Genomic DNA, 23,275 nt, shown 5'->3' on the forward strand with positions numbered 1-23,275 from the left:
GGTGATTACAATTATATCTCTCTGAGGTGTTTTTTCATACTTTTAAGTGGCTAACTTCATTTTAGAACTTTTAAAAAAATAAATAAAGTAGATAAAAACTTACTTTTTTCCTTCAAAACCTTGTCACATCAATAAAAGATCGTACTGAAAGTATTGATTTCTTTCTTAACATTCTTGTTCTAAACTAAAAAAATTAAAGTAGGTAAGAGCCTACTTTTTTTCTTCAAAACCCTGTTAGGACGCGTTTTTCAAAGCACTCAAAATTGAGTGTTTTTTTATTTTTAAAAATTTTTTCATTTTTTAATTTCTTTTTTGCTCAAAATGGGCTATTTCGATAACATTTGTGACATACTGATTAATGTAACAAATAAGGAGGGATAATTTTAAAGAAAGTTACATTTTAAAAGTACATCTTCATTACAGATTTAATAGTAAGGAGGAATTCACATGGTAAGAAGACCTAAGAAAAATAAACGAGAAAAAGAAGTAGTCATGAGACCTCCCTTATCTCGTGAAGAAATAGAAGAAAAGGAAAGGCAAAAGGAAAATAGAGAACTTAGGAAGAAAGAATTACTAGAATCACAGAAACAAAACGAAAATTATATAAAATCTTGTTTCTCAATTGTTCCATCTCATTGGGGTATTGATGGTTTAGGCACTCGTATAAGCCCTTCCACAACTTCTTATAAAACTTTTCCACTAAAAACATACTCCTTAAAAGAAAGAAATGAGATCTTCAATGAAACAATTACAGAAAATACAAAAGAAAAACTTGAAGATAAAATGTCAAAACGGATCTTAAAAAGATTTAGAGACGGAATATAAATAAAGCAGTTATTTTAATAGCAAATATATTTTTCAATGTTAAAAAACGTTGATATATCAAGAAACATATATAAAATTGTACCGCAACTACTATTCGAATATTTTCAAAAGGATAAGGATATGAAGGTTACTTTAAGTAAAAATAAAAAAGAGTTTGTTTCCAAACTTTGGTCGGTGTCAGAAACAAACTCAAAATATACTAGTAATAATATCTATTACCTACTTCTATTATCTCAATAAAATATAGAAATTTCAAGAGGATTATTAATTATGAAACAAACAATGAACAAAGAAGATTTAATTAAAATGGGTTACAATCCCTATACTGCCGTTACAATTATTAGACAAGCTAAGCAAATTATGGTACAAAAGGGATATGCCTTTTATAATAATCGACGTTTAGGGCATGTCCCTATCGTTGCTGTTGAAGAAATTCTGGGTGTTTCACTTCACAAGGAGAAATAATGCCAAAGAATCAACAGAGAACTAAATTTCCTGGAGTCTATACGGACAAAGACGGAAAATTTTTTATTCAAACCGAATTTGGTAGAGATAGAATTACAGGGAAACGTGTACGTAAGAAATCAAGGGTAGATCAACACGGAAAACCATTCAATTCTGCTTCAGAAGCACACAAGGAATTAACGCGTCTGAAGCATGAATATCATCAATCCCAAGGTTATTCTAACTACCGGATGAAATATCGACAATTTATGGAAGAACATTATATTCCATATTATAGAACAACAGTTGAGCACAGCACATTTTCAGTTCGAGAGAAAAATCTTTTACAGCTTTGTGATCGTTTTGGTGACACTACACTTCGTTCGATTACACTCGAACAAGTCCAGATGTTTCGAACATGGTTACTGACTAGTCAAGATGAGGATGGTGCCGGATATTCACAAGGATATGCTAGCCTCATCTTTGGCATGTTTAGGAAATCATTAGACTATGCTTTGCAAATGGGATATGTGGAAAAAAACATTTCTAAGCAATCTAATGCAATTCCTAAAGGAAAAAGTAATGTCCCATATTGGACTAAGAGCGAATTTGAAGCTGTTATTTCTCAAATTTACATTGAAGATGTATATGAACATTTAAACTTCGTGATGATTTGGGTATATTTCATGACTGGCGTACGTGTAAATGAAGGTTGTGCCCTTCAATGGAATGATGTTGACTTTGATAAGCAACGCCTACGAGTTCATCATATGCTTATTGTTAAAAACAAAAAAGAATGGACTAGTAATTCCTATACGAAAACTAAAGACGGGAGAAGGATGATTAGTTTAGATAAAGATACTATTGATGTGTTAAAAAAATGGCGTGAAGCTCAAAAAAAGATTGGACTAGGACACGAGAACGATTTTATCTTTTCATACGATGGCTTACCTATGCTAAAATCTACAATCTCAAGGATTATTAAAAGGTACGCCAAGATTGCTCACGTAAAGCCTATCCAAGCGAAAGGTCTCCGTCATAGTCATGCTTCGCTGCTAATTAATGAATTAAATGCTACTGTACTTATTCTATCAAAACGTTTAGGACACTCTTCTCCTGAAATCACATTGAAACATTACTCACATCTATGGGATGGCGCTGATGAAGTTATCACTAATGAAATGGTAGGAATTATTAATGTTTCTTTCCCATCTTCTAGCTTAGTACATTTCAACGGGAACCAATCAATTTCAAAATAACGTTCCCACCAAAAACCCCACCAAAGAATTACTAACTCCTTAAAAATCCTATTATATAGCGATTCTCAAGGAGTCTGCAACCGTTGAGTGGGAATAATACATAAGGGTAACTTAGTCTAAAAGTTCTTGATTTAACAGCATTTTGCCTATTATGAATAGTTATGAATAGTGTTGAATTGGGATAAAACACTTTGGATTGTCTCCAAAGTGTCTCCAAAAAGAGATAGCTTAATCAAAATAAGCTGTCTCTTTTTTGTTTTAAGTTGCTATTTAGTCCAAAAATGGTATAATGAAAATAGAAAAAAGGGTTAAGCGACAACTTAACCCCAATGTAGAACCGTTTAAAAGACGGTGGCTTGTAATTGCTATATTAAGAAATAGCCGAACTACCTTCCAAAGTATTGACGGCTATTTCTTTTTGTCATCGTCTTTGAAGATTTTATAGCACAAACCAATTACAGCCACGGTAAAACTACCAAAACTTAAAATGGTATGCACAACTTCAAACGCTGTCAAAATTGCTCCTCCTTTCCGTCAGATTTTGATGAATTGCCCATAGGCATCACCTCTCTTTCAGAAAACAAGAGCCGCCATCTTCACTTTTCTACAATAAGCATTATATCATATCATTCCTAGAAACAGCAAAAAAACTCTTCTCACTTAATGTGAGAAGAGTTTTGTATGTAGCTTAATTTTCATCAGCAAGTCAAACTACGACGTCCATCCGCCAATCATGAACAACATAGCTAATAAAGAGACTGTAATCAATACTGTTACAAAGTGATTTTTAGTTTTTTTCATATAACTTACTTCACAACCACTTCCTTATAATCGCACTTTTCGTTTGAGCAGATGACTTGTTTGCCTCCGCCACGGACTTTTTTCTCGACGAGGAAGTCGCCAGATTTTGGACAGTCACGTCCGACAGGCTTGTCCCAAGAGGTGAACTCGCACTCTGGATAGCGATCACAGCCATAGAAGATACGATTGCGCTTAGTTTTGCGCTCGATGACCTGTCCTTTGTGACACAGCGGACAGGTCACGCCGATTTCTTTGATGATGGCTTTGGTGTTGTGGCATTCTGGGAAGTTGCTACAAGCGTAGAATTTACCGTAACGCCCTAATTTGATAACCATAGGTGAGCCGCAGACGTCACAATCAAATCCCGCAGGCTCATCCTTGATTTGGATTTTCTCCATCTCGCTTTCTGCTTTTTCAAGTTCTTTTTCAAAAGGTTTGTAAAAGCGGTCAATGACCTTTTGCCACTGCTCTTTGCCAAGCTCGACTTCATCCAGCTTAGTCTCCATCTCTGCCGTAAATGCCACATCGACAATATCCGGGAAGAACTCGACAATCAAGCTATTGACAATCTCACCGAGCTCTGTCGGCTCAAAGCGCTTTGCAGACAAGGTGACATAGTAGCGCTTCTGGATGGTCTCAAGGGTCGGCGCATAAGTGGACGGACGACCCACACCATTTTCTTCCAACGTCTTAATCAACGTCGCTTCTGAGTACCTAGCTGGAGGCTGGGTGAAATGCTGCTCTGGCTGAGTGGTGACTTTCTTGACAGTGTCTCCCTCTTTCATGTCAGGGAGCATTTTGTTTTTGTCAGAGTCGTTGTAAACAGCAAGGTAACCATCAAACTTGATTTGACTACCGTTGGCTGTGAAGATAACGCCGTTTTGAGACAATGTCACTTTCATGGTGTCAAAGACAGCAGCTGTCATTTGACTAGCGACAAAGCGGTTCCAAATCAAGGTGTAGAGTTTAAGCTGGTCTTTGTCCAGATACTTAGCAATAGACTCAGGTGTCTGCTGGACATTTGATGGGCGGATAGCTTCGTGTGCATCTTGAGCGCTAGCGCTATTTTTCACACGGCTACCGTGCTTGGAATATTTCTCCCCAAAGCGCTCTGTGATAAAGTTCGCAGCGTCATTTTGCGCTACAGGACTGATACGAGTCGAGTCGGTACGCATATAAGTGATAAGACCTTGTGTGCCGCTCTTGCCGAGGCTAATGCCCTCATAGAGCTGCTGGGCGACCATCATGGTCTTTCGGGTTCTAAAGTTGATTTTATTCGCCGCATCCTGCTGGAGCGATGAGGTAGTGTAAGGCAGGGGTGCGTTTCTGCGACGCTCCTTTTTCTCCACCTTATCGACATTGAAATCATCGCCTTTAATACGAGCGAGGACTTCTTTGACATCATCGTTGGTCTGGAGCTTGTGCTTTTTGCCGTCTAAGCCGTAGAAGCTAGCGTTGAACTTGCGGGTGCCTTTTTTAAAGGCGCCATCAATCGTCCAATACTCCTCTGGTTTAAAGGCTTTAATCTCGTTTTCACGGTCAATGATGAGCTTGAGTGCGACAGATTGCACACGTCCAGCAGAGAGCCCTTTTTTGACCTTTTTCCATAGGATAGGCGAGATAGAATAGCCCACAATGCGGTCCAGAACACGTCTTGCCTGCTGGGCATCCACCAAGTTCATGTCAATCTCACGTGGCTCGACAAAGGCATTTTTGACAGCATCCTTGGTAATCTCGTTAAAGACCACACGGTTTTTTGCCTTAGGGTCAAGGTCTAGGATGTGTGCCAAATGCCATGAAATCGCTTCTCCTTCACGGTCCGGGTCACTTGCGAGAAAGACATTTTTCGCTTTCTTGGCTTCCTTTTTCAAGTCATTAATCAACGGACCCTTACCACGGATGTTGATATACTGCGGCTCATAGTTATTGTCAAAGTCAATAGACATACTAGACTTTTTCAAGTCACGGATATGCCCAACAGAGGCGACAACTCGGTAGTTGCGCCCAAGATACTTTTCAATCGTCTTCGCCTTTGCAGGAGACTCAACGATGACTAGATTTTTTTTCGTTGTTGTTTTCTTCTTACGTTTCGTTGTTGTCTTTGTTTTTGTCGTTTTCGTTTTGGTTGCTGTTTCCATACAGATTACACTTTCTCATTTGTTTAAACTGTATGTATCATATCCCACTTTTTCTAAGCTGTCAATAAAAAACTTTTTCTTATAGGAAAAACACTAAGCAAATGGATACTCCAAAAGCACGTCAGAGCCTGATGTAATGCACTTTGCACCCTCTTGGATAAGATGATGACAACCATCAGAGACACCATCTAGGATATTACCAGGAATGGCAAAAACGTCCCGTCCCTCCTCTAACGCTCGCTCACAAGTGATGAGACTGCCTGAGCGAATGCGAGCTTCACATGCGAGCTTCACAGACGATGAGCCCTTGACAAAGCCCAGCGATGATACGGTTGCGCTCTGGGAAATGGTACTTGAGCGGTTGACTACCTGCTTCATACTCTGATAGGACAAGGTGTTTTTTCGCCAGATAGTCTTGGAGTTTTTGGTTTTCCTTTGGATAGTAGACGTCTAAGCCACAGCCGATGATAGCAATGGTCGCCCCGCCATTTTTGATACTCGACATGTGAGCACTGGTGTCAATCCCACGCGCCAAACCACTGACAATGACAAAGCGATTGTTGAGTTCTTGGATGATTTTTTGCACGGATTTGACACTGACTGTACTTGCCTTTCTAGCGCCAACCACAGCGATTTTAGGCTTTTCAAGCAAATCCAGATTGCCCTGATAAAAGAGCAAAACGGGTGGGTTGTAGATTTCTTTTAAGGCTAAGGGATATTCCTTGTCCAAAATCGAGATGGACGGAAAGCGGCTAAACTGCTCACGCAATGTTTTGCTGTCAAGCGAGCGGAAGTTTTCGATGAAAGCCACAGGATTTTTACACTTTGAGACGATCGCCATATCCCGCAAGCTCAGCGACTTTCCGACCCGCTCTTGATAATCAAGGATGTTGATGATATTGAGATTGGTTAGCCCCGCTTTTTTCAGTTTAAACAGTTCAAAATTATTCATGTGATTACCTCCACCTGTTTATTCGTATTTTGGCGGGAAAGTAAAAAAGTGCAAGCTATTTGCTCACACTTTTGGTAAATCCAACTGTTTGATGATACGAGCAGGATTTCCTGCTAGGACGACATTGTCGCCAAAGGATTTGGTGACGACACTGCCAGCGCCGACAACGACGTTATCGCCTAGTGTCACACCAGGGAGAATAGTCACACCACTTGCTAGCCAGACATTATCACCGATAGTGATAGGTTTACCATACTCTAATCCTGCAATGCGTTCCTTGGCGTCCAATGGATGGAGCGGAGTTAGCAATTGGCAGTTAGGTCCAATCATAGCGTTATCGCCAATCCTAATTTCACAGACATCTAAGAATGTCTGGTTAAAATTGGCATAAAAATTCTCTCCGACATGGATGTTATTGCCATAATCGCAGACAAAGCCAGTCTCCATAAAGATGTGCTCGCCAGTTGTGCCAAACCAATCCTTTAGCAGGCTTGAGCGCTTCTTCTCATCCTGCTCGGCGTTAAATGCCATGAGTTTTTTTCTTGCTTCAAGGCGTTGATTTTTGAGTTCTTTATCGCTAGCGTCATAGAGCTTTCCTGCTAGCATTTTGTCACGTTCAGTTTGTGTCATAAGTTTCTCCTTTAGTGGCTTACTAACCTTTCGATGATGAAAAGGCTGATATAGAGGATAGTGTAGAGGCTGATAAGGATGATGTGGCGCTTCTTGGTCATCACCATATAGCCGATAAACTCTCGAATGAAAGCGTTTAGGCTGAAATAAAACTTAGTCTTACCGCCGTAGCCGATACATTTGATACCTTGACCTTTAGCTAATAGCAGAGCTCGAAAGACATGGTAATAATTGGTCACAAGAGCAAAGCTGCTATTTTCTCTCATCAGTTCATAGGAAAAGGCGATATTTTCATAAGTATTTCTAGAGCGGTTTTCTAGGATGATGGATTCTTGAGGAACACCTTGTCTCATAGCGTAGTTTGCCATGGCTTGCGCTTCAGAGACAACCTCATCTGCACCTTGCCCGCCCGAGACGATGAGCTGACTGTTAGGATGTTTTTTTAAAAGAGCAATGCCCTTGTTTAGACGACTAGCAAGAAGCGGTGTGACCTCTTCTCCCATCAAACCAGCACCCAGCACCACGATGTAGTCGAGCTTACGCTTACCAAGATTGATTGCATTCAAAAAACTTGCCAAGGTATAGAGTGCAATGATAAGAAAGAGATAGGTCAATATCCCACCGATGTAGACATAGAGGATGTAAAAGAGCGTCGGTGTTCTAAAGCTTGCGATAACAACTGGTAGGATAAAGAGATAAGTCAAAATGCCAAGCCCTAAGCCAAATGATAGAAAGTTGGTCAGCTTGGTGCCCTCACGCTGAAGAAGGCGACTGCCATTGTAGAGACAGACCACGATAAAAATCAACGGTCCTACAGAGAGAAGGATAAAGGCTACAAGAAAGAGAAAACCGATAATCATATACAGTATCGGGTAATCTTGGAAGGAAAAGGACGACCAGACAAGAGCCAACAGCCCAAATAAGAACCCGATAAAAGCCACACCTATCCAGAGATTGCGCCGTTCTATGCGGTAGCTGATTAAAAAGATAAGCAGCGTGATAGCAAAGATAATCACATGTTCTCCTCTCTCAGCATGGATTTGATAGGCTCAAAGGTTTTGCGATGAATGGGCGTAATGCCTTGCTGTTTTAAGCCTATCAAGTGCTGTTTGGTGCCGTAGCCTGCATTGTGAGCAAAGTCGTAACCTGGATAGCGCTCGTCAAAGTCAGCCATCATCTTATCCCGTGTCACCTTAGCAACGATAGACGCCGCTGCAATGGACAGAGAATTGGCGTCTCCTTTGATGATAGAGGTCTGCTCTAGTCCGTTATCTAAGGTCATAGCGTCAATCAAGAGATGATCAGGCACTAGCTCCAACTGCTCAATCGCCTCCTGCATCGCCAGTTTCGTCGCCTCGTAGATATTGACCCTATCAATGACAGTATTGTCTTTGATACCAATGCCGATAGCAAGCGCCTTATCACAGATAGCTTGGTAAATGGATTGGTGCTTATGCTTTGGGATTTTTTTGGAGTCATTGAGCCAAGCTATTTTACAATTCTCAGGCAATATCACTGCTGCTGCGACAACAGGACCCGCAAGCGGCCCCCTTCCTACCTCGTCAATGCCTGCTATCAAGCACTTGCCCTCTTTGTAGAGAGCTTTTTCGTAGCGCAACATCTTCTCCAAGCGCTCTTCCTCCAAGAGCATTTTTTGAATGGCTTTTTGCCGTTGCTTGATAGCGGTCTGCACACCTGCTCGGCTATCCTCCAGATACTCTCTCCATCTAGGGTCGTCAAGACTCTTGATAGCAAGCAACTGCTCCTTTATCTCCTTAATGGTCGCCATCTGTATCTCCTAGCGTGTCAAGAGTGTAGCGTCCTAACTTGCCGTCACGCACTTCCTTGACAAAAAGCGCATAAAAGCGGTCGTAGTCCTCACGAAAACCAAGTTTTTGAGTCAACGCCATAATCATCTCAGGCGCAGTCTCAGAAAGGTCAATCCCTTTAAAACGCTCCACAAGCCTATCTGGATAGTACTGCTTGAAATAATCTAACCCAAAAATCGTCACCTCATCCATAGGCAACAGATTGTCCTTGATAGCACCTGTCAGTGCCAGCTTGAGCCCCACTACTTGATCCTCAAACTTAGGCCAAAGAATCCCAGGTGTGTCCAAAATCTCCAAGTCTTTGTTGGACTTGAGCCACTGCTGCCCCTTGGTGACACCTGGTTTATTGCCGACAACAGCAATTTTCTTGCCCGCTAGGCGGTTCATGAGAGTGGATTTACCAGCGTTTGGAATGCCGATAATCATAGTGCGCAGCGTTTCTTTTTGAATGCCACGCTCTCTGAGCTTTTCAATATTTTCACTCATGAGCTGCTTCGCCGCATCGGTCACCTTTTTTACAGTGGATTGTTCCTTAGCATTGAGAGCAAGGGTTTTAATGCCCTGATTTTCAAAATGCTGCTGCCACTCTTTGGTCAACTGGGGATCAGCAAGGTCCGCTTTATTTAAAATCAAAAGCTTAGGCTTGTCACCTACAATCTTTGTTAGCATGGGATTTTGACTGGATAAAGGCAACCTTGCATCCACCAAAATCGTCACAAAATCTACAAACTTGATATTTTCCTGCACCTGCCTACGCGCCTTGGACATGTGCCCCGGAAACCATTGAATAGTCGCCATATTCCTTCTCCTCCTTGATTTTCTTGGGTTTTACAAACTTGTTTTACATTATTTTTTGATTTTTGGGCAAATTTTGGGCAACGTCAACTTTTTGAATGAAGTCCGTAATAGTTTGAACAGACTTATCTTGACCATTATCCACTAAGTGCGTGTACCCATTAGTTGTTTCTAATTCGACATGACCGACACGTTCCTGAATCTCTTTGAGCGGAACATTAGAGCTATTTCTTAGCGCTGTAATATGGATATGCCGAAAACTATGAGGAACTACATTTTTTGTCCAGTCAAATCCATAGCGAGCCTTACACTTCTTTCTCAGTTGCTGGTTGACTCTCATCAAGATACCACGAAAACTATGTGATGTGATAGGAGAGCCATACTCTGTTTTGAACAAAAAGTCATTTTTCCAAAATGCTTTTGAAGGATGTTTTTTCACATACTCCTCAAAGCGCCTGTTTCGCTCAATAACTCTTAATAGTGCTTCTATGACAACATCAGGTAAGTATATTGTTCGCTCACCAGCTACTGTTTTAGTCGTATCAAGATAATACTCCTCTACCCTTAAATCATTTGAATGCAGTGACTTTGAGATAGTGACTCTTTTATGTTCAAAGTCAATATCATCATAGGTCAAACCAGAAGCTTCTCCAATGCGACAGCCAGTACCTAAAAGAAAAATAGCAAGGTCATAATAAGTCTTATTTCTTCGTCCTTTTAACTCAGACAATAGAACGTTAACCTCTCTATCGGTTAAAAACTTATCCTCACGCCTTTTTCTTTTAGCCTGTTTATCGACTATTGAAGCATTTAGCTTGATGACCTTAGAAGGTGAAAACATTATTGCATTGTGTAACACCCCATAGTCAAATATTTTATTCAAAGTTGATTTAATATGCTGTAGTGTTGAATGACTCGCACGATACTTCTCTCTGTATTCTGTCAAACAATGCTGTACAAATAAGGGCGTAATTTTTGAGAGCAACGTCTCATCTGGTATCATATCGGATAAACGCCTTAATACCAAAAGTTCACGGTTGATAGTTTGAGGTTTTACCGTTGTTGTCCATGTTTGAAACCAGCTCTCTTTCAACTGCCCAAACTGAGTGAATTTTTCTCCCTGATAGAGTGATTCTTTCTCTTCAAAGATAGCTTCAATCTTCTCAAGAAGTTCTCGCTCTGCTTGGCGCCTTGCTCTGATTGTATTTTGTTTAAAAGATACAGATGCTCTCTTACTTTTGCCAGTAATAGGGTCACGATATCTTTCTACTACAACATATGTTATACCGTTTTTTCCTTCTCGTTTTTCTAGATACATTTTTTCCTCCAAAAGTGTAAATGAAAAACGATAAAATAACAACTAACGTTACTATTTTATCATTTTTTTCTTGTCTACGATAGTCTAGAATGTATTATACAAGCTCAGAGCGCCTACTTAGACCACTTATTTTTTTGTAATGATTTTGGCTTGAAATATTCTTTTTGTTTAAATCGCATAAACTCTTCAAAGCCAGATAGCTTGATAAAGACGAGTTTATGAGTCGGGTTTATGACAGACTTTGAAAATTTAGGATTCTGTCGCATTTCAGAAATGAATCTGTTGAGCGTATAGAGATTCAGACCTGACCATGTTTCCAACAACATCTTTTTACTGACCCACACCGCTTTTTCTTCTTTCATTTATCGTCCTCCTTTTCACCTTTAGCGTATCTTCTTGAATCTAGGTATTTAGCGAAAAAGTAAGTTTTATCAACAATAAACCGTAAAAGCATAGAGTCTTCAGTACGGGCGTAAGTGACCAGATGCGTAAATTCCGTGAAATTATGCTCTTCAATAATATCAATAACAAGTGTCAAAAACTCATTAGAGTTGTTATCGATAAAGAACTTCTCTTTATCAAACCCACAACCTGACTCTATGTCCTCGATATTATAAGGTGTTTTCTCGGGATTCTCAGCATGTGTGAAATAGTCGTACATGCCTTTTGGGCTCATGATAATTTCTACATAGGCAGGTGTATTGAGATTTTTAGTCAGTAATTCAGAAACTTGAGAGTAGCTTTTCAGCGAATCAAAGTAAAGTGCGCCGTGCTTATGCGCCTTTTTAAATTCACCTGTTTCTTTGTTTACATCCTTGTCATGCCACGGCGACAATACAAAAGGTATCCTCATACCTTCAAGAATCTCTAGATAGTTATCTGGACAACTATCCCGATAGAGCAAGAATCCCCATTTATTTGAGCGCTTATCTTTTACCATAGTTATAACCTCTTTTTAATGACATAAAATTATCAGATTTTTGATTAGTGATTATTGATATATGGGGGCGTCGTAGTAAGCCCCCATATATCCCAATTCTCTTTCGGAAAAGAGAGAACCCTTGGCTTTCACTACGTGAGCCAAGTTCTCCCTTTTCGCTTAACGTCTTGTCCCTACAAACCAGAGTCTATTTCCTTCACGACTGGGTGATGAAAAATAGTAATCAGGGTTACGGCTAGAGACTTCTTCTTTGATATGAGCTTCCATTTCTCTGAGAAGTTTTTGTGCTTGTTGCGTCTTGGGATATCTAATAAAGACAGTCACAGAGTCTTTACGGACATCAACCGTACATTTAGAGACAGCCTTGTTGAATTTTTTCAGAATTGGATTGAATTTTGTGACTGTAGTTTGACTATCAATAGTAATAACAGACTTTGATTTTTCGTCTTGTTTGAGAAACTGACGTAATCTCACTGTTTGATATACTGACTTAAAATAATTCCAAATGGAATCTTTGAAAAAACGCTGAATTAACTCAATAACAATTAGAAGCACAACTACTATCATTGAAATGATAGCTAGAAATTTTGCAAAGTGTGCAACAGTAACCAATTTATCTTGAACGAAAATCAGATAGTCTTTTAGCTTTACAATATCGATATTATCAAATCTTTGATTTAATAAATAGCTAACAAAACTTAAAAGATAACTAATAGCTCCAAAAAACGTGAGTCTAATAGTGATGTTGTAGCTTCGCTGAAAAAAGCTCTTCCTCATGATTAAAGTATGTCTTTCTTAGTATAATAGTACGTTGGACACAACAATGGCAGTACTTGAAAGGGGTGTTGATTATCAAGTATTTGAATAAGCCCTGTACCCTTGCCGATCGGAATCACAATACCTTCAGGATTTAAATCGGGGTACAAGAAAGCTGTCGTCCGCTTATTGATATTTCCAATCTGAATGAGAACGTTGAGTTGTTCTCGAACGGATACAGGGATGGTTTGGTGGTCAAATCTTTGGCTCACTAACAAAAGATGAATTTTAGTTGTACGACCGAGAAGCGCAATCTGAGATAATAATGAGAAAAAAGAATCCTTGATAGTCTTATTTACACCTTCAGATAGGGCGAGAACTTCATCGATAACTATCGTCAAATGGTCGAATTGATGTTTTGGGTCATCATATAGAATCTCTTGACGTTGCTGAATGAGTTTAAGACAATTGCTGAGATTTTCATTTATTTCAGAGACAAAATCTGATTTTGAGCGATTTTTTTGAGGATGAATAACAGCAACACCATTTTCACGAGCCCATCGTGACGGTGTATCAAACTTTGGGTCTATAATAATCAACTCAGAAAAGTTTTTTAAAAGACTTAAAAAATAAGTAAGAGCGTAGGACTTACCAGAACCACTGTTGCCAGCTATTGCGATGTGAGTCACTTTATTGTAGTCAATGGTTAGATTCTTCATGATGGGGATGGTGTTTGGAGGTTGACTTTTAGAAAAGGCTTCTAAGTCAGGAATCACCAAACGCTTTGAAATGCCTTTCTTCCAAGGAAAGAAGAGCCCACGTTGTACGTGAATGTCATCGGTGTCCAGCGCTACGAAGTAAGCTGAGTTTTGTTTGAGCAAAGTATAGCGAGGATAGAGCGCAGCGTTTGCGATTAAAAAAATCTTTTGGTATAGTTCATCATCAACGATATAGCTTGATGGTAAACGGGGAATAAAGAGAAAGCCATCAGACATAATTTTTATATCGAAAGAGTTTACATAACTGCTCTCTCCGTATATGAGGGTGGTGAGCCCCATATTTAGGCTTTGTAGTAAGTATTGAGAAAGTTCTCTGTTATTCATTATTTGACCTCCTTGATGTCTTGTGCTTGAAAATATACATTGTAGTTGATCTGACAGGCTTCAAGCATATCAAATTCGACCATATCCATGTATGAGGGGAGTGAAACATCTGATTCAAATTTAACTTGGAAAGGTGGGAGTCCTTTTTGTGAGAACCACGCTTTGTATGCGATAATCTCTCCTGTTGGCTGTCCATTTTCGAATTTGATTTGTGGTTCAAGTTCTGTGCTGAGACAGAAAATAGCTTGTTTGTTATCAATATACTCATTTGCTGTAATGGCTGAGTAGCCACCTTTGCGATTATGTGCTTTCATAATGTCACCTTTGTCTTTCTAAAGTTTAATTGAGTTACAACTTATGCTCCTTTTTAGTCTGAGCTAGACTGTCTTAGCTAAGTACATTCTTAGTTTATCTCATTTCAACGAACTAGACTGTCAGAAATTCTGACAGTCTAGTTTCACTTTTTATGATATGAGGTAGTAAATTCAAAGAGAAAAAATGTTAATTTTTCAGCGACTTGATAATAATTTTCCTCATAAATGTTAAAGTTAAGTTACAATAAAAACCTTTTAGGAAAATACTAAACATATTTAGAGTATAATGTTGGTATTGGTAGTTAACATCACCTAGGAGGAATGCTTAAAAGGAATATGAAATTTAAAGATTATACTTGGGATAAAGAATTTGAAATAAAAGGATATTTTTCAGACTATCCTGATAACATTATTTCTCCAAACAATCTAAGTGGTATCCTGCATTATTCACCGCGAGAAATTGTACTGGAATTATTGGGGGATTTTGAAGAAGAAACAGGTATTTCATTCGGTTTTGGTAAATATTTGGAAAAGATATATGGTTTTTCAAGTAACGGTAATATTTTAATTTTAAATACCTACGGAGAGCCAACAGCAAATATTTCAACTCCAGGATTTCCTATAACTAAATACAGAGTGAAGAATTTTAAAATCTACGATGTCTTTTATAATGAACTTGAAAATTTTGACGGTAGCCCTGATTCTTTTAAGGATTTAATTGATAAATTAGAATCTGAAGAAATTAAGGAATATAGATTTAGTTTTGAACATATTGAAGAATGGATTGAAAAGTCATTGGTCAATATTAAGCGTAAAGGTTTTCAAGATATTTTTGAAAGTGCAGTAAGTGAGTACCAATCAACAAAAGTATTAATAGAATCTTTGGACATGAACTTTGAAGATAGAGCAACGTTAACTTCTTCATATGCAACGACATCTTTTAAGAGTAATTACTTTATTGAATTTACATCATCTAATTCTAACGTAAGGCCTTTTAAAGAGTTTTATCAAGCTTCACAAAAATTTAAAGATTTAGTTGAAATTTTATCAAACATACCACTATCGTTTACAAATATTGAGTTTCTGGTTCAGGATAAGATGGTAAGAGGGAAACGTTTTCCATTAATAAAAGGAAAATTCTTTGTGCAACATGCTAGGAAATTTAAAAATTGGAAAAAATACTTTTTGCAAGATATTTCTTTGAACAATTTAGATGATAACTTTGAAAAAATCTTAAATAACTGGTTTGGTAAAACGGAAGAACTTGAATTTATAGTTCGCCAATTTTCAAAAAATCTTCATAGTGATTTATATTTAGAAGACCAACTAGTTGATGCGATTCAAAATTTAGAAGTCTATTCTAGAAATTTTAGGAATTTAATGCCACAACCTCTATCCGATGCTGAAGAAGGTGCTAGACAATCTGTGATTAATTTTATAAATACACATGTTCCAGAAAAGATTAAAAGTAAATTTCGAAATAGATTGAAGTTTACAAAGAAAGAACCTACTCTCTCGGAACGTTTAAAAGATTTATTTGATGGAATAGACGAAGCTAATCAAACTAAAATTTTTACCGATAATATTGATAGAGAGGATTTAATAACAAAATTAACTCAAACTCGTAATTATCACACTCACGGGGACTCTAAAGATAAATATCCGAAAATGATAACAGATATTAACGAAATGTATAAAACAAAAGTGCTTCTTCAAGAAGTTTTGAGGTATTATATATACCAAACATTAGAAATGGACTATGAATATAAGAATTATTGAAAATATTTTTTAATAGTAGAATATATATAAAATAGATTGTCAGAATTTCTGACAATCTATTTACTCTCAAAATTTTTCTATAAGACAAGCAAAATCAAAGAGCCAAATTGTTAATTTTTCAGCGATTTTGTAAGAGCTTTCTTCTTCTGGAAAGTCTGGGAAAAAGTTTGAAAGCGAGTCAATAAGTACATCTTTGTGTTTTTTTACAAAATCCTGAATACCTTTTTTAGTACATTTGTCAATTTTTTGAATTAATGATTTTTTGAAAAGTGTATTATTAAAAATAGAGTCGGCTAGAATAATCAATATTAATTGAGACAGCAATTCAATTTTGAAAGAGTCGTCTTGTAAAAATAGTGCTTTTGGTGTTTGATACTGAAGAGTTTCTTGAAAAGCTAGCGCAGACCTCGAAGTCATATTTCGTCTCCCTTTCAGAATTTCTCCAACAGTTGTTGCAGAAATTGATATATCTTTTCCATTCGCATCTTGAAAACCAAACTGATTTTGTAAAATATGCGTTTTTGCTAGTTGTTTTGTTAGTGCTTCTCCCAAAAGTTGGCTGTAGATTTTTTCTACTTTTTTGTTATATGTCATTTTTCTTCCTTTCTGTCCAAATTTGGACGGAAGAAAAACATTTAGTTTGCCGATGATAGTGTGAAAAATGCACACCAAATAAAACGGCGAAACTTTTCACACAGTAAACTTCTGGTGATGTTACTATGTTTTTGAGTTTCAATCCGTCCATTTGGATGCGCATCCAGTCAGGGACTATAATATTTTTATATAGAAGATAAAAAACTTTGTTGATAATTATTCAATCAAAACTTTATCTTCAATTTCATTATATCTGATATTCTGAATTTGAATAGAGTACCATAGACCTTGAAAATAAAACGGTTTCATTTGTGTTATCAATTTCTTTCTTCTACAAGAAAAACTTTATCAAATATTTTTCGCAAAACTGCCAAGCATTTTAAAAATGAAATATAGGAAAATACCAAAAAGAGCGCCAGCACTGGGCTGGAGCTCTTTTTTATGTATTTCAATTTTTTTAAATTTTTTCTCTACTCCTCCACTTCAAAAGGGGGTAGGCTTTCTATGAGGTCAACGGTTTGGATAGAGACGTTGATAATTCTCAACAAAAGGTTAAAAATGTACTTTTCATCTGTGCTGTAGTCGTTGGGGTCGTCTATGATACCTGACTTTTTATCTGTTTTGACTTGGTACTGATCCATTATCCATTCAATGGCTGAGCGACCGTTGACAACATACTGATAAGCTTTTTCTGGGATGTCGCTAATGGTGATGTCTTGGTTGAAGATAATGGTTGAGCGGTCATTAACAGATTTACCATTTTCATCTCGGGTTTTGGCAAAGCGCATCTTGGTCACTTTGTAAGTCGGATTGACCAAAGGCGTGATAGTGACTGCTTCATAGACAGGCACTTCTTCATAGTTAAGATGTAAATTCATCAAGGCTTTTCCAACTTCAACATACTTTTCCTTATGTTTGACAATCGGAATGCGTGCGAGGTCTTTTTTCAAGTCGTTAGCGTACTTTTCTTGATAGTCACGAGCGTTCAAAAGCCCGTAGACATAAGCAAAAGTATCGTCTAAACTAAGCCCTAGCTTGTCCGCAAACGCTTGGTTCATGTTGTCATTGGATTGGAACAACTGTGTCTCATCCACCTCATTGTCGTAACGCATAAAACCTTGACCATTCATGACAAGTTGATAATCAGGGAGACGATTTGTTACAATAACTGAAAAATCTCTACTTGATGCCCTGCCAGACGTATTAATTACTAAGTTATCACTTCCAAATTTTTTATAATATTTACCTGTACGTTCAATCAGACTCTTGGAATAATATACCCACTTCTTGACAAAAGGCCTATATAATGTTTGACAAGTAACAGAACTTTCATAAGTAAGTTTCTTCAAATTTAAAGCTGATTGTTCTAAATTTGGAGACCATTTTATATATTGGTCATCCCTATTCAGGCTCCGCTTTCTTTCGTCTAGGTCTAGTTTACTAATTTTATCAATTTCAGAATTATAGTTTAAAATTAAGTGTTCTGCATTCTGATTAACTTTGCTTTTTGAAAAGCCACTTATCCACGTATCTCTACTTGTTAAAATTCCCATTGAATTATTGAAAAACACGGAATCTTCTTCTCCTGCTAAACTAGCGTATTTTTGATAATTCGGGTCACGTTGGTTCAGCCAGTCGTTATTAGCGTCTGGTTGAATGGTTTGCCATTCAATGGCTGATATATCCCCAAAGTCTTCAATTATCTGCAATTTCTCTTTTTGAGACAAATAATCTCCGATATCATGATAGTGAAGTTCGTGCTTATCTGACCCATCATTGACTAAGATAGAAATGGCAACGGGCGTCCTACTACCTGAACCAAAAATCTTGCCTCCCTCTTGACGTGATTTTTCGCCAATGGTTCGCTGGTCACCTCGCAGATTAAAAATATAAAGATAGTTAAAATCTTCATACAAACCTGCTCGAAGCCCGTCCGCTGAATTGGTATTGAGATAAGCGCCATTTGTCACAAAACCAATCACCCCCTTGTCGCTCAACCTGTCGCTCGCCCAACGAAAAGCCTTGACATAAGTATCATATAGACCTCTGGTTAGTCCTGCATTTGATTTTGAAACATAGGTATCCGCTAAACGCTTATCTAATTTTGGATAAGCGATATTTTGGTTGTTGTCATTAGCACTTGTTTGCCCAATAGAGTACGGCGGATTGCCGATAATAGCTGTGATGGGTTGTTCTTGTTGACGTTTTAAGCGCTGGTCATTAGCGCCAAAGAAAGAGTCATCAAGCGTATCTTCCGTTTCTGTTGACTCAAAGGTATCCGTTAGGACAATACCCTCAAACGGTTGATAAGGCACATCACCGTTGATTTCATCAAAGACTGCTTCGATATTGATAGCAGCGATATAATAGCTCAAAAGCACAATTTCATTGGCGTGAAGCTCTTTGGTGTACTTTCTCAAAACATCAGCATAGGTGATTTCCCCTTTGTCCATCATCTGTTTGAAATAATGGAGCGTGCGTGTAATGAAAGTTCCTGTCCCAGTGAATGGGTCAAGAATATGAACATTTTCACTAGCAAGAGTTTTGCCAAAATGCTGACGCAAAACAGTGTCTACCGATTTGACGATAAAATCCACCACTTCTACAGGAGTAAAGACAATACCAAGTCTTTCGGTTGTGGCTTTAAAGCCTGTAGAAAAAAACTTATCATAGAGTGTGATGATGATTTTTTGCTTGGCTTGCGCATTGTCAATCCCTTCAGCACGCAGGCGAACAGAGTCATAAAAAGGCTGTAACTCTTTTTGTTCTTTTTCAAAACCGTACTGAGAAAACTCATCAATAATCAGCTCCATCGCTTGACTGACGGGATTGTGCTTGATGAAGCTATACTCATCAAACAAAGCGTCAAAGATAGGCTTAGTGATTAAGTGTTGCGCCAACATCTCAATAGCCTGCTCTTGGTCAATAGACTCATTGATATTGTGCTGTAGACTATGTAAGAATCGCTCAAAGGCTTCTTTACTTTCTGGATTTTTCTCTAAAATAATCTGAATTCCTTGGATATGACGGCGGGCAATATCCGCCACATCTTTTGACCAGTCCTCAAGATAACGTCTATCTCCTACTTTTTGTACAATCTTACCATAGATAGCACCCTCAACTGCTTTCCAATCAAGCTCAAGCTCTGTTTGAATTCTAATTTCTTTAGTTGGCTTATCAACATCACTATCTTGAAAACTTGGGTCATCAGGCGCACTACCAACCCCAATGACTTGGATATTTTTAGGCTTTCTCTTGTTTAATTCTAATTTATTGATAGTGGCTTCAAAGCGCTCATCAACAGAACGAAGCGCATTTAAAACCTGCCAAATGACATCATAGGTTTTGTTATTATCAAGAATGGTTTCAGGTGTTTCACCAGACGGCACCACGATTGGTAAGATGATATAGCCGTATTCTTTGCCTTCTGACTTGCGGATGATACGTCCGACCGCCTGCACAATATCCACTTGTGACTTGCGAGGAGATAGGAAGATAATGGCATCCAAGTTTGGTACGTCAATTCCCTCAGTCAAAAAGCGCACATTAGACAAAATCCGAGCAGAATCCTCTGGAATATCTTCGCTTGCTAACCAATCTAGGGCTTCACCCTTTTCTAGAGCATTCATCCCACCATCAACGTGACGCACATTGACAGAAAAGCCGTTTTCATTGTCTAGGTAATCGTTAACAACATTTTCAAACTGCTCAGATAACTGCTTGCTGTCCTTAATCGTACGAGAAAAGGCAATGGCACGCTTCATAGGCTCACCAGAAACGGTGTCAGAGAAAGTCTCACGCTTAATCATACCGTTCCACACACCAATAATACGCCCTACATCATCAATATTTAGCCCATTTTCAGCATCTGAAAGGGACTTTTGCATATCTCTTTGGACAACTGTTTCATCAACCGCTAAAACCATTAGCTTGTAATCAGTTAAAATACCGTGACTAATGGCGTCCCCAAAACCTAAACGATAAAAGACTTTTCCATATAAAGCTTCATCATCCATACTTGAAATGACAATAGAGTTGGATTCTGCTTTCTTTTTCGCTTCTCTTCCGTATAGTTTTGGTGTTGCGGTTTGGTAAAGTCTCTTTTTACCCTTGATGTTTAAGTCACTATGCACTTTTGTAAAGACAGAAGCTTCTTCTCCTAAAGCCTTAGCGCCTGTTGTCCTATGAGCCTCGTCAGCAATAATCAAATCAAACTCAGGAAAACCATCTTTTTGAGCCTTTCCAAGAACCTCAATAGATTGATAAGTTGAAAAGACAACTAGTAAGTCTTTTTTAGGTTGCGCCAATAGCTCGCTGTAGTTTGCCATGATTTTCTCAGCTGAGGTTGTCGCTGGGTAACCAATATCACTTGCTTTAATGGTGATGTTAGATTCATCTTGTTTGACATTGCCACGGCTAGCATTACGGTCGCTAGTCACAGCCATAGAAGATAGGCTTAATTCAGCATCATTATTCCAGCCACGCAATGTTTGCGTTAGCAATTGGATGCTAGGGACGAGGTAGAGAATGACAAACTGTTCTTTATTCGCTTCTTTGGCAAGCGCTTCTGCTACTTTTAAACTCGTGAAGGTTTTACCCGTACCAGGCGCCATGATAAGCTGTCCTCTATCATGCGCTTTAAAATGACTCAAAGATGCTTCAATAACTTCTCTTTGATAATAGCGTGGTTTCTTCTTTTCTTTGACGACTACCTGCTCTGGCTGCTCAAAAGAAAACTTTTCCCAGTTGATTTGAGAATTTTTCAAATCAGATAGACCAATCCGCACCACATCACTTCTATCAGCAAGCGCTTTTTCAGCATTTTTGCCCCATTTATCAGTAGATGCGACAATAATACCTGATTCATAGTAATCTTTTCCAAGTTCACTCAAAAATGAGTCAATATTGGCTTTTTGGATAGTGTGGTCATAAAACTTTGCCTGAACAGCCACCAATTCACCAGTGAACTTTTCAGCGACTAAATCAACCCCAATGTCCACTTTGGGAATAGCAAACGTGTCTGGCACATCAGCTAACATCCAGACATTTTTAAACTCATTCTTATAAGTTGGTTCATGTTGAAGATAAGCTCTTACAAGATATTCAAAGTAAGTCCCTCTATCACGCTGTGTTTTTGCAGAGTGATTGATTTGGTCAACGAGGTTCTCAAAAGACATAAAAACTCCCCTAAGCTAAGTGTATTAGACTGATAGGGTTAGTTAAGTATGTATATACTTAACTAAGGGTACCCTTAGTTAAGTATGTATATACTTAACTAAGGGTACCCTTAGCAATTTTATTTTTCTTTATTATACTATTTTTGGGCAAAATTTTGGGCAAACTATGTGCTTTTTTGATTATTATTGCTCAAGTAAATAAGTTTTATCTTTCATTTTTGGTTTTGATGAAAAGTAGAAAAAGCCTTGATTATCAAGGCTTTTTGAGGTGTTAGTCTATGTATTTTATCGTTTTTGAAAGTGATTTATTTGTGTTTCAAGCAATCAACCATTGAATAGTCGCCATATTTTCTAAATCCTTTCATATCAAGGGGGTGCCCCCCTTGATTTACTGTTTTTGTCATTAGGCACCGATCAGGCACCAAGAAAAATTGTCAATTCCATGTTAGGCGATACCCCACCACTTCTTGATTCGTTCCTCGAATACTTTGACATTGAAAATTTGGATAATGTTTTAACATATCTTTTTGTATCTTTGGAATAATATTTCCAGATATGTGTCTTGGTTGATACGAAGAACTTATCCCTAGATAATGTTTAAATTCATCCAAAGACAACTCTAGCTTTCCTAACTTATAAGATTCTTCAATTAAGCTATAAATCTTTTGAGAATATTTACAACTCCACTTTTGCAAAGCAAGGAAATGAAATGCATTATTCTCTACAAAGTTGTTCAGCGCCCGAACAGTATTACCTTCAGATTGCTTTAGCTTATGCGTGTAGATCATTGTTGTTTCATAGTTGGCATGACCTACTCGCGACATAATATCACTGATTTTGATTGACATCTCCTTACTTTGGAGGTAAGAAATGTGCATATGCCTAAATGAATGAGGTGTTACATGTTTTGTCCATTTAAAACCATATAACGCCTCACAATTGGCAATCAAATCGTCCTCTACTCTTTTTAACACTTCACGAAAAGAATGAGAAGTTATAGGTGAGCCGTATTCTGTACGAAAAATACTCTCAGAGTGCGTGAAATGAGGGTTGGGATGTTCAAGCATATAGCGATCAAACTCTTTTCCCCTATCAATCGTTCTTAAAATTGCTTTATAGGTTGGGCGATTAAAGCTAAACAAAATAGCAAGTACAATATTAACAATAATAAAAGCCCAAATATTTTGTGGATTATAGCACAAAAATAATAGAAAGGTAACAATTCCTGAAATAAGATCGGTACGATGAGAGTCCTTTTTCGTTCATTAAAATCGCAAAATGACCTGCAAATAAATTTAATAATAATTGAATGATAGATTCACTAGACTGATATAACATCATAAAGAATGAGGAGCCTGTTGCCAAGTTTGCAATCAATAGCTTATTAGCATAATCAAAAATAATATTCCCAAAATTGGTTGTCTGACCTCGGATTAACATCAATATAATATTTTTATTTTCTTTGTTCAAGTATAGAATCAACAAGTGAAAATTGAACCTCTCACGACTAAAGTCGCGAGATTCTTGGGTAGAGTGCAGACTTATGATTAGCTGACTAACCAACAGAGGTTACACTAATTGACCAAGCTATCCCCGTAGTTCCTACGGTTCATTTGTTTTG

At 38.0% G+C, this 23,275-nt stretch carries 19 protein-coding genes and 1 pseudogene; 4 read left to right on the forward strand and 16 right to left on the reverse strand.

Features of this window, described 5'->3' with window-relative positions; genetic code table 11:
* Positions 1-447: 447 nt before the first annotated feature.
* The 3 genes from AALA56_RS07575 to AALA56_RS07585 all read left to right on the forward strand — a co-directional run bounded on the left by AALA56_RS07575 (position 448) and on the right by AALA56_RS07585 (position 2,528).
* Positions 448-825, forward strand: coding sequence for a hypothetical protein (locus AALA56_RS07575; RefSeq protein ID WP_369909467.1), 378 nt, complete (start codon positions 448-450; stop codon positions 823-825).
* A 270-nt stretch (positions 826-1,095) separates the two neighbouring features.
* Positions 1,096-1,290 carry a DUF3173 domain-containing protein gene (locus tag AALA56_RS07580; RefSeq protein ID WP_369909468.1) on the forward strand — a complete coding sequence of 65 codons (195 nt, stop codon included), beginning with the start codon at positions 1,096-1,098 and terminating at the stop codon, positions 1,288-1,290.
* Positions 1,290-2,528, forward strand: coding sequence for a tyrosine-type recombinase/integrase (locus tag AALA56_RS07585; protein ID WP_369909469.1), 1,239 nt, complete (start codon positions 1,290-1,292; stop codon positions 2,526-2,528). Before AALA56_RS07580 ends, AALA56_RS07585 begins: the two co-directional genes overlap by 1 nt.
* A gap of 408 nt (positions 2,529-2,936) precedes the next feature.
* Here the strand turns inward: AALA56_RS07585 and AALA56_RS07590 are convergent, their stop codons facing one another.
* The 13 genes and pseudogenes from AALA56_RS07590 to AALA56_RS07650 form a co-directional block, all read right to left on the reverse strand.
* Entirely contained in the window at positions 2,937-3,044 is a 108-nt protein-coding gene (locus tag AALA56_RS07590; protein ID WP_369909470.1) for a putative holin-like toxin, read from the reverse strand.
* Between the two features lie 290 nt (positions 3,045-3,334).
* Positions 3,335-5,467 (reverse strand): type I DNA topoisomerase, encoded by a 2,133-nt coding sequence (gene topA, locus AALA56_RS07595; RefSeq protein WP_369909471.1) that lies wholly within the window; start codon positions 5,465-5,467, stop codon positions 3,335-3,337.
* Positions 5,468-5,560: 93 nt separating this feature from the next.
* A pseudogene (gene dprA, locus AALA56_RS07600) lies at positions 5,561-6,419 on the reverse strand (DNA-processing protein DprA).
* 63 nt (positions 6,420-6,482) lie between these two features.
* Positions 6,483-7,049 (reverse strand): sugar O-acetyltransferase, encoded by a 567-nt coding sequence (locus AALA56_RS07605; protein ID WP_369909472.1) that lies wholly within the window; start codon positions 7,047-7,049, stop codon positions 6,483-6,485.
* Positions 7,050-7,060: 11 nt separating this feature from the next.
* Entirely contained in the window at positions 7,061-8,065 is a 1,005-nt protein-coding gene (locus AALA56_RS07610; RefSeq protein ID WP_369909473.1) for a YdcF family protein, read from the reverse strand.
* A complete protein-coding gene (locus AALA56_RS07615; RefSeq protein WP_369909474.1) occupies positions 8,062-8,838 on the reverse strand; it encodes a ribonuclease HII in 777 nt (258 codons plus the stop codon). Before AALA56_RS07615 ends, AALA56_RS07610 begins: the two co-directional genes overlap by 4 nt.
* Complete coding sequence (gene ylqF, locus AALA56_RS07620) at positions 8,825-9,676, reverse strand: ribosome biogenesis GTPase YlqF (RefSeq protein WP_369909475.1); 852 nt, start codon at positions 9,674-9,676, stop codon at positions 8,825-8,827. Before ylqF ends, AALA56_RS07615 begins: the two co-directional genes overlap by 14 nt.
* Positions 9,677-9,719: 43 nt before the next feature.
* Complete coding sequence (locus AALA56_RS07625) at positions 9,720-11,033, reverse strand: tyrosine-type recombinase/integrase (protein WP_369909476.1); 1,314 nt, start codon at positions 11,031-11,033, stop codon at positions 9,720-9,722.
* Between the two features lie 71 nt (positions 11,034-11,104).
* Positions 11,105-11,353, reverse strand: coding sequence for a DNA-binding protein (locus AALA56_RS07630; RefSeq protein ID WP_115269676.1), 249 nt, complete (start codon positions 11,351-11,353; stop codon positions 11,105-11,107).
* Positions 11,350-11,931 (reverse strand): replication protein, encoded by a 582-nt coding sequence (locus tag AALA56_RS07635; RefSeq protein WP_369909477.1) that lies wholly within the window; start codon positions 11,929-11,931, stop codon positions 11,350-11,352. Before AALA56_RS07635 ends, AALA56_RS07630 begins: the two co-directional genes overlap by 4 nt.
* A gap of 159 nt (positions 11,932-12,090) precedes the next feature.
* Positions 12,091-12,708: a hypothetical protein gene (locus tag AALA56_RS07640; protein ID WP_115269680.1), complete on the reverse strand. Its 618-nt coding sequence runs from the start codon at positions 12,706-12,708 to the stop codon at positions 12,091-12,093.
* A 2-nt stretch (positions 12,709-12,710) separates the two neighbouring features.
* Positions 12,711-13,790, reverse strand: coding sequence for an AAA family ATPase (locus AALA56_RS07645; protein ID WP_369909478.1), 1,080 nt, complete (start codon positions 13,788-13,790; stop codon positions 12,711-12,713).
* Positions 13,790-14,104, reverse strand: coding sequence for a hypothetical protein (locus AALA56_RS07650; protein WP_369909479.1), 315 nt, complete (start codon positions 14,102-14,104; stop codon positions 13,790-13,792). Before AALA56_RS07650 ends, AALA56_RS07645 begins: the two co-directional genes overlap by 1 nt.
* 336 nt (positions 14,105-14,440) lie before the next feature.
* Between AALA56_RS07650 and AALA56_RS07655 the strand changes: the two genes are divergently transcribed.
* Positions 14,441-15,883, forward strand: coding sequence for a HEPN domain-containing protein (locus AALA56_RS07655; protein WP_369909480.1), 1,443 nt, complete (start codon positions 14,441-14,443; stop codon positions 15,881-15,883).
* A gap of 66 nt (positions 15,884-15,949) precedes the next feature.
* Here AALA56_RS07655 and AALA56_RS07660 read toward each other — a convergent pair whose 3' ends face one another.
* The 3 genes from AALA56_RS07660 to AALA56_RS07670 all read right to left on the reverse strand — a co-directional run bounded on the left by AALA56_RS07660 (position 15,950) and on the right by AALA56_RS07670 (position 22,856).
* A complete protein-coding gene (locus tag AALA56_RS07660; protein WP_369909481.1) occupies positions 15,950-16,477 on the reverse strand; it encodes a hypothetical protein in 528 nt (175 codons plus the stop codon).
* 470 nt (positions 16,478-16,947) lie between these two features.
* Positions 16,948-21,654: a DEAD/DEAH box helicase gene (locus AALA56_RS07665; protein WP_369909482.1), complete on the reverse strand. Its 4,707-nt coding sequence runs from the start codon at positions 21,652-21,654 to the stop codon at positions 16,948-16,950.
* 434 nt (positions 21,655-22,088) lie between these two features.
* Positions 22,089-22,856, reverse strand: coding sequence for a tyrosine-type recombinase/integrase (locus tag AALA56_RS07670; RefSeq protein WP_369909483.1), 768 nt, complete (start codon positions 22,854-22,856; stop codon positions 22,089-22,091).
* Positions 22,857-23,275: the final 419 nt, after the last annotated feature.

The organism is Streptococcus hyointestinalis (assembly GCF_041225505.1).
GTDB lineage: Bacteria > Bacillota > Bacilli > Lactobacillales > Streptococcaceae > Streptococcus > Streptococcus hyointestinalis_B.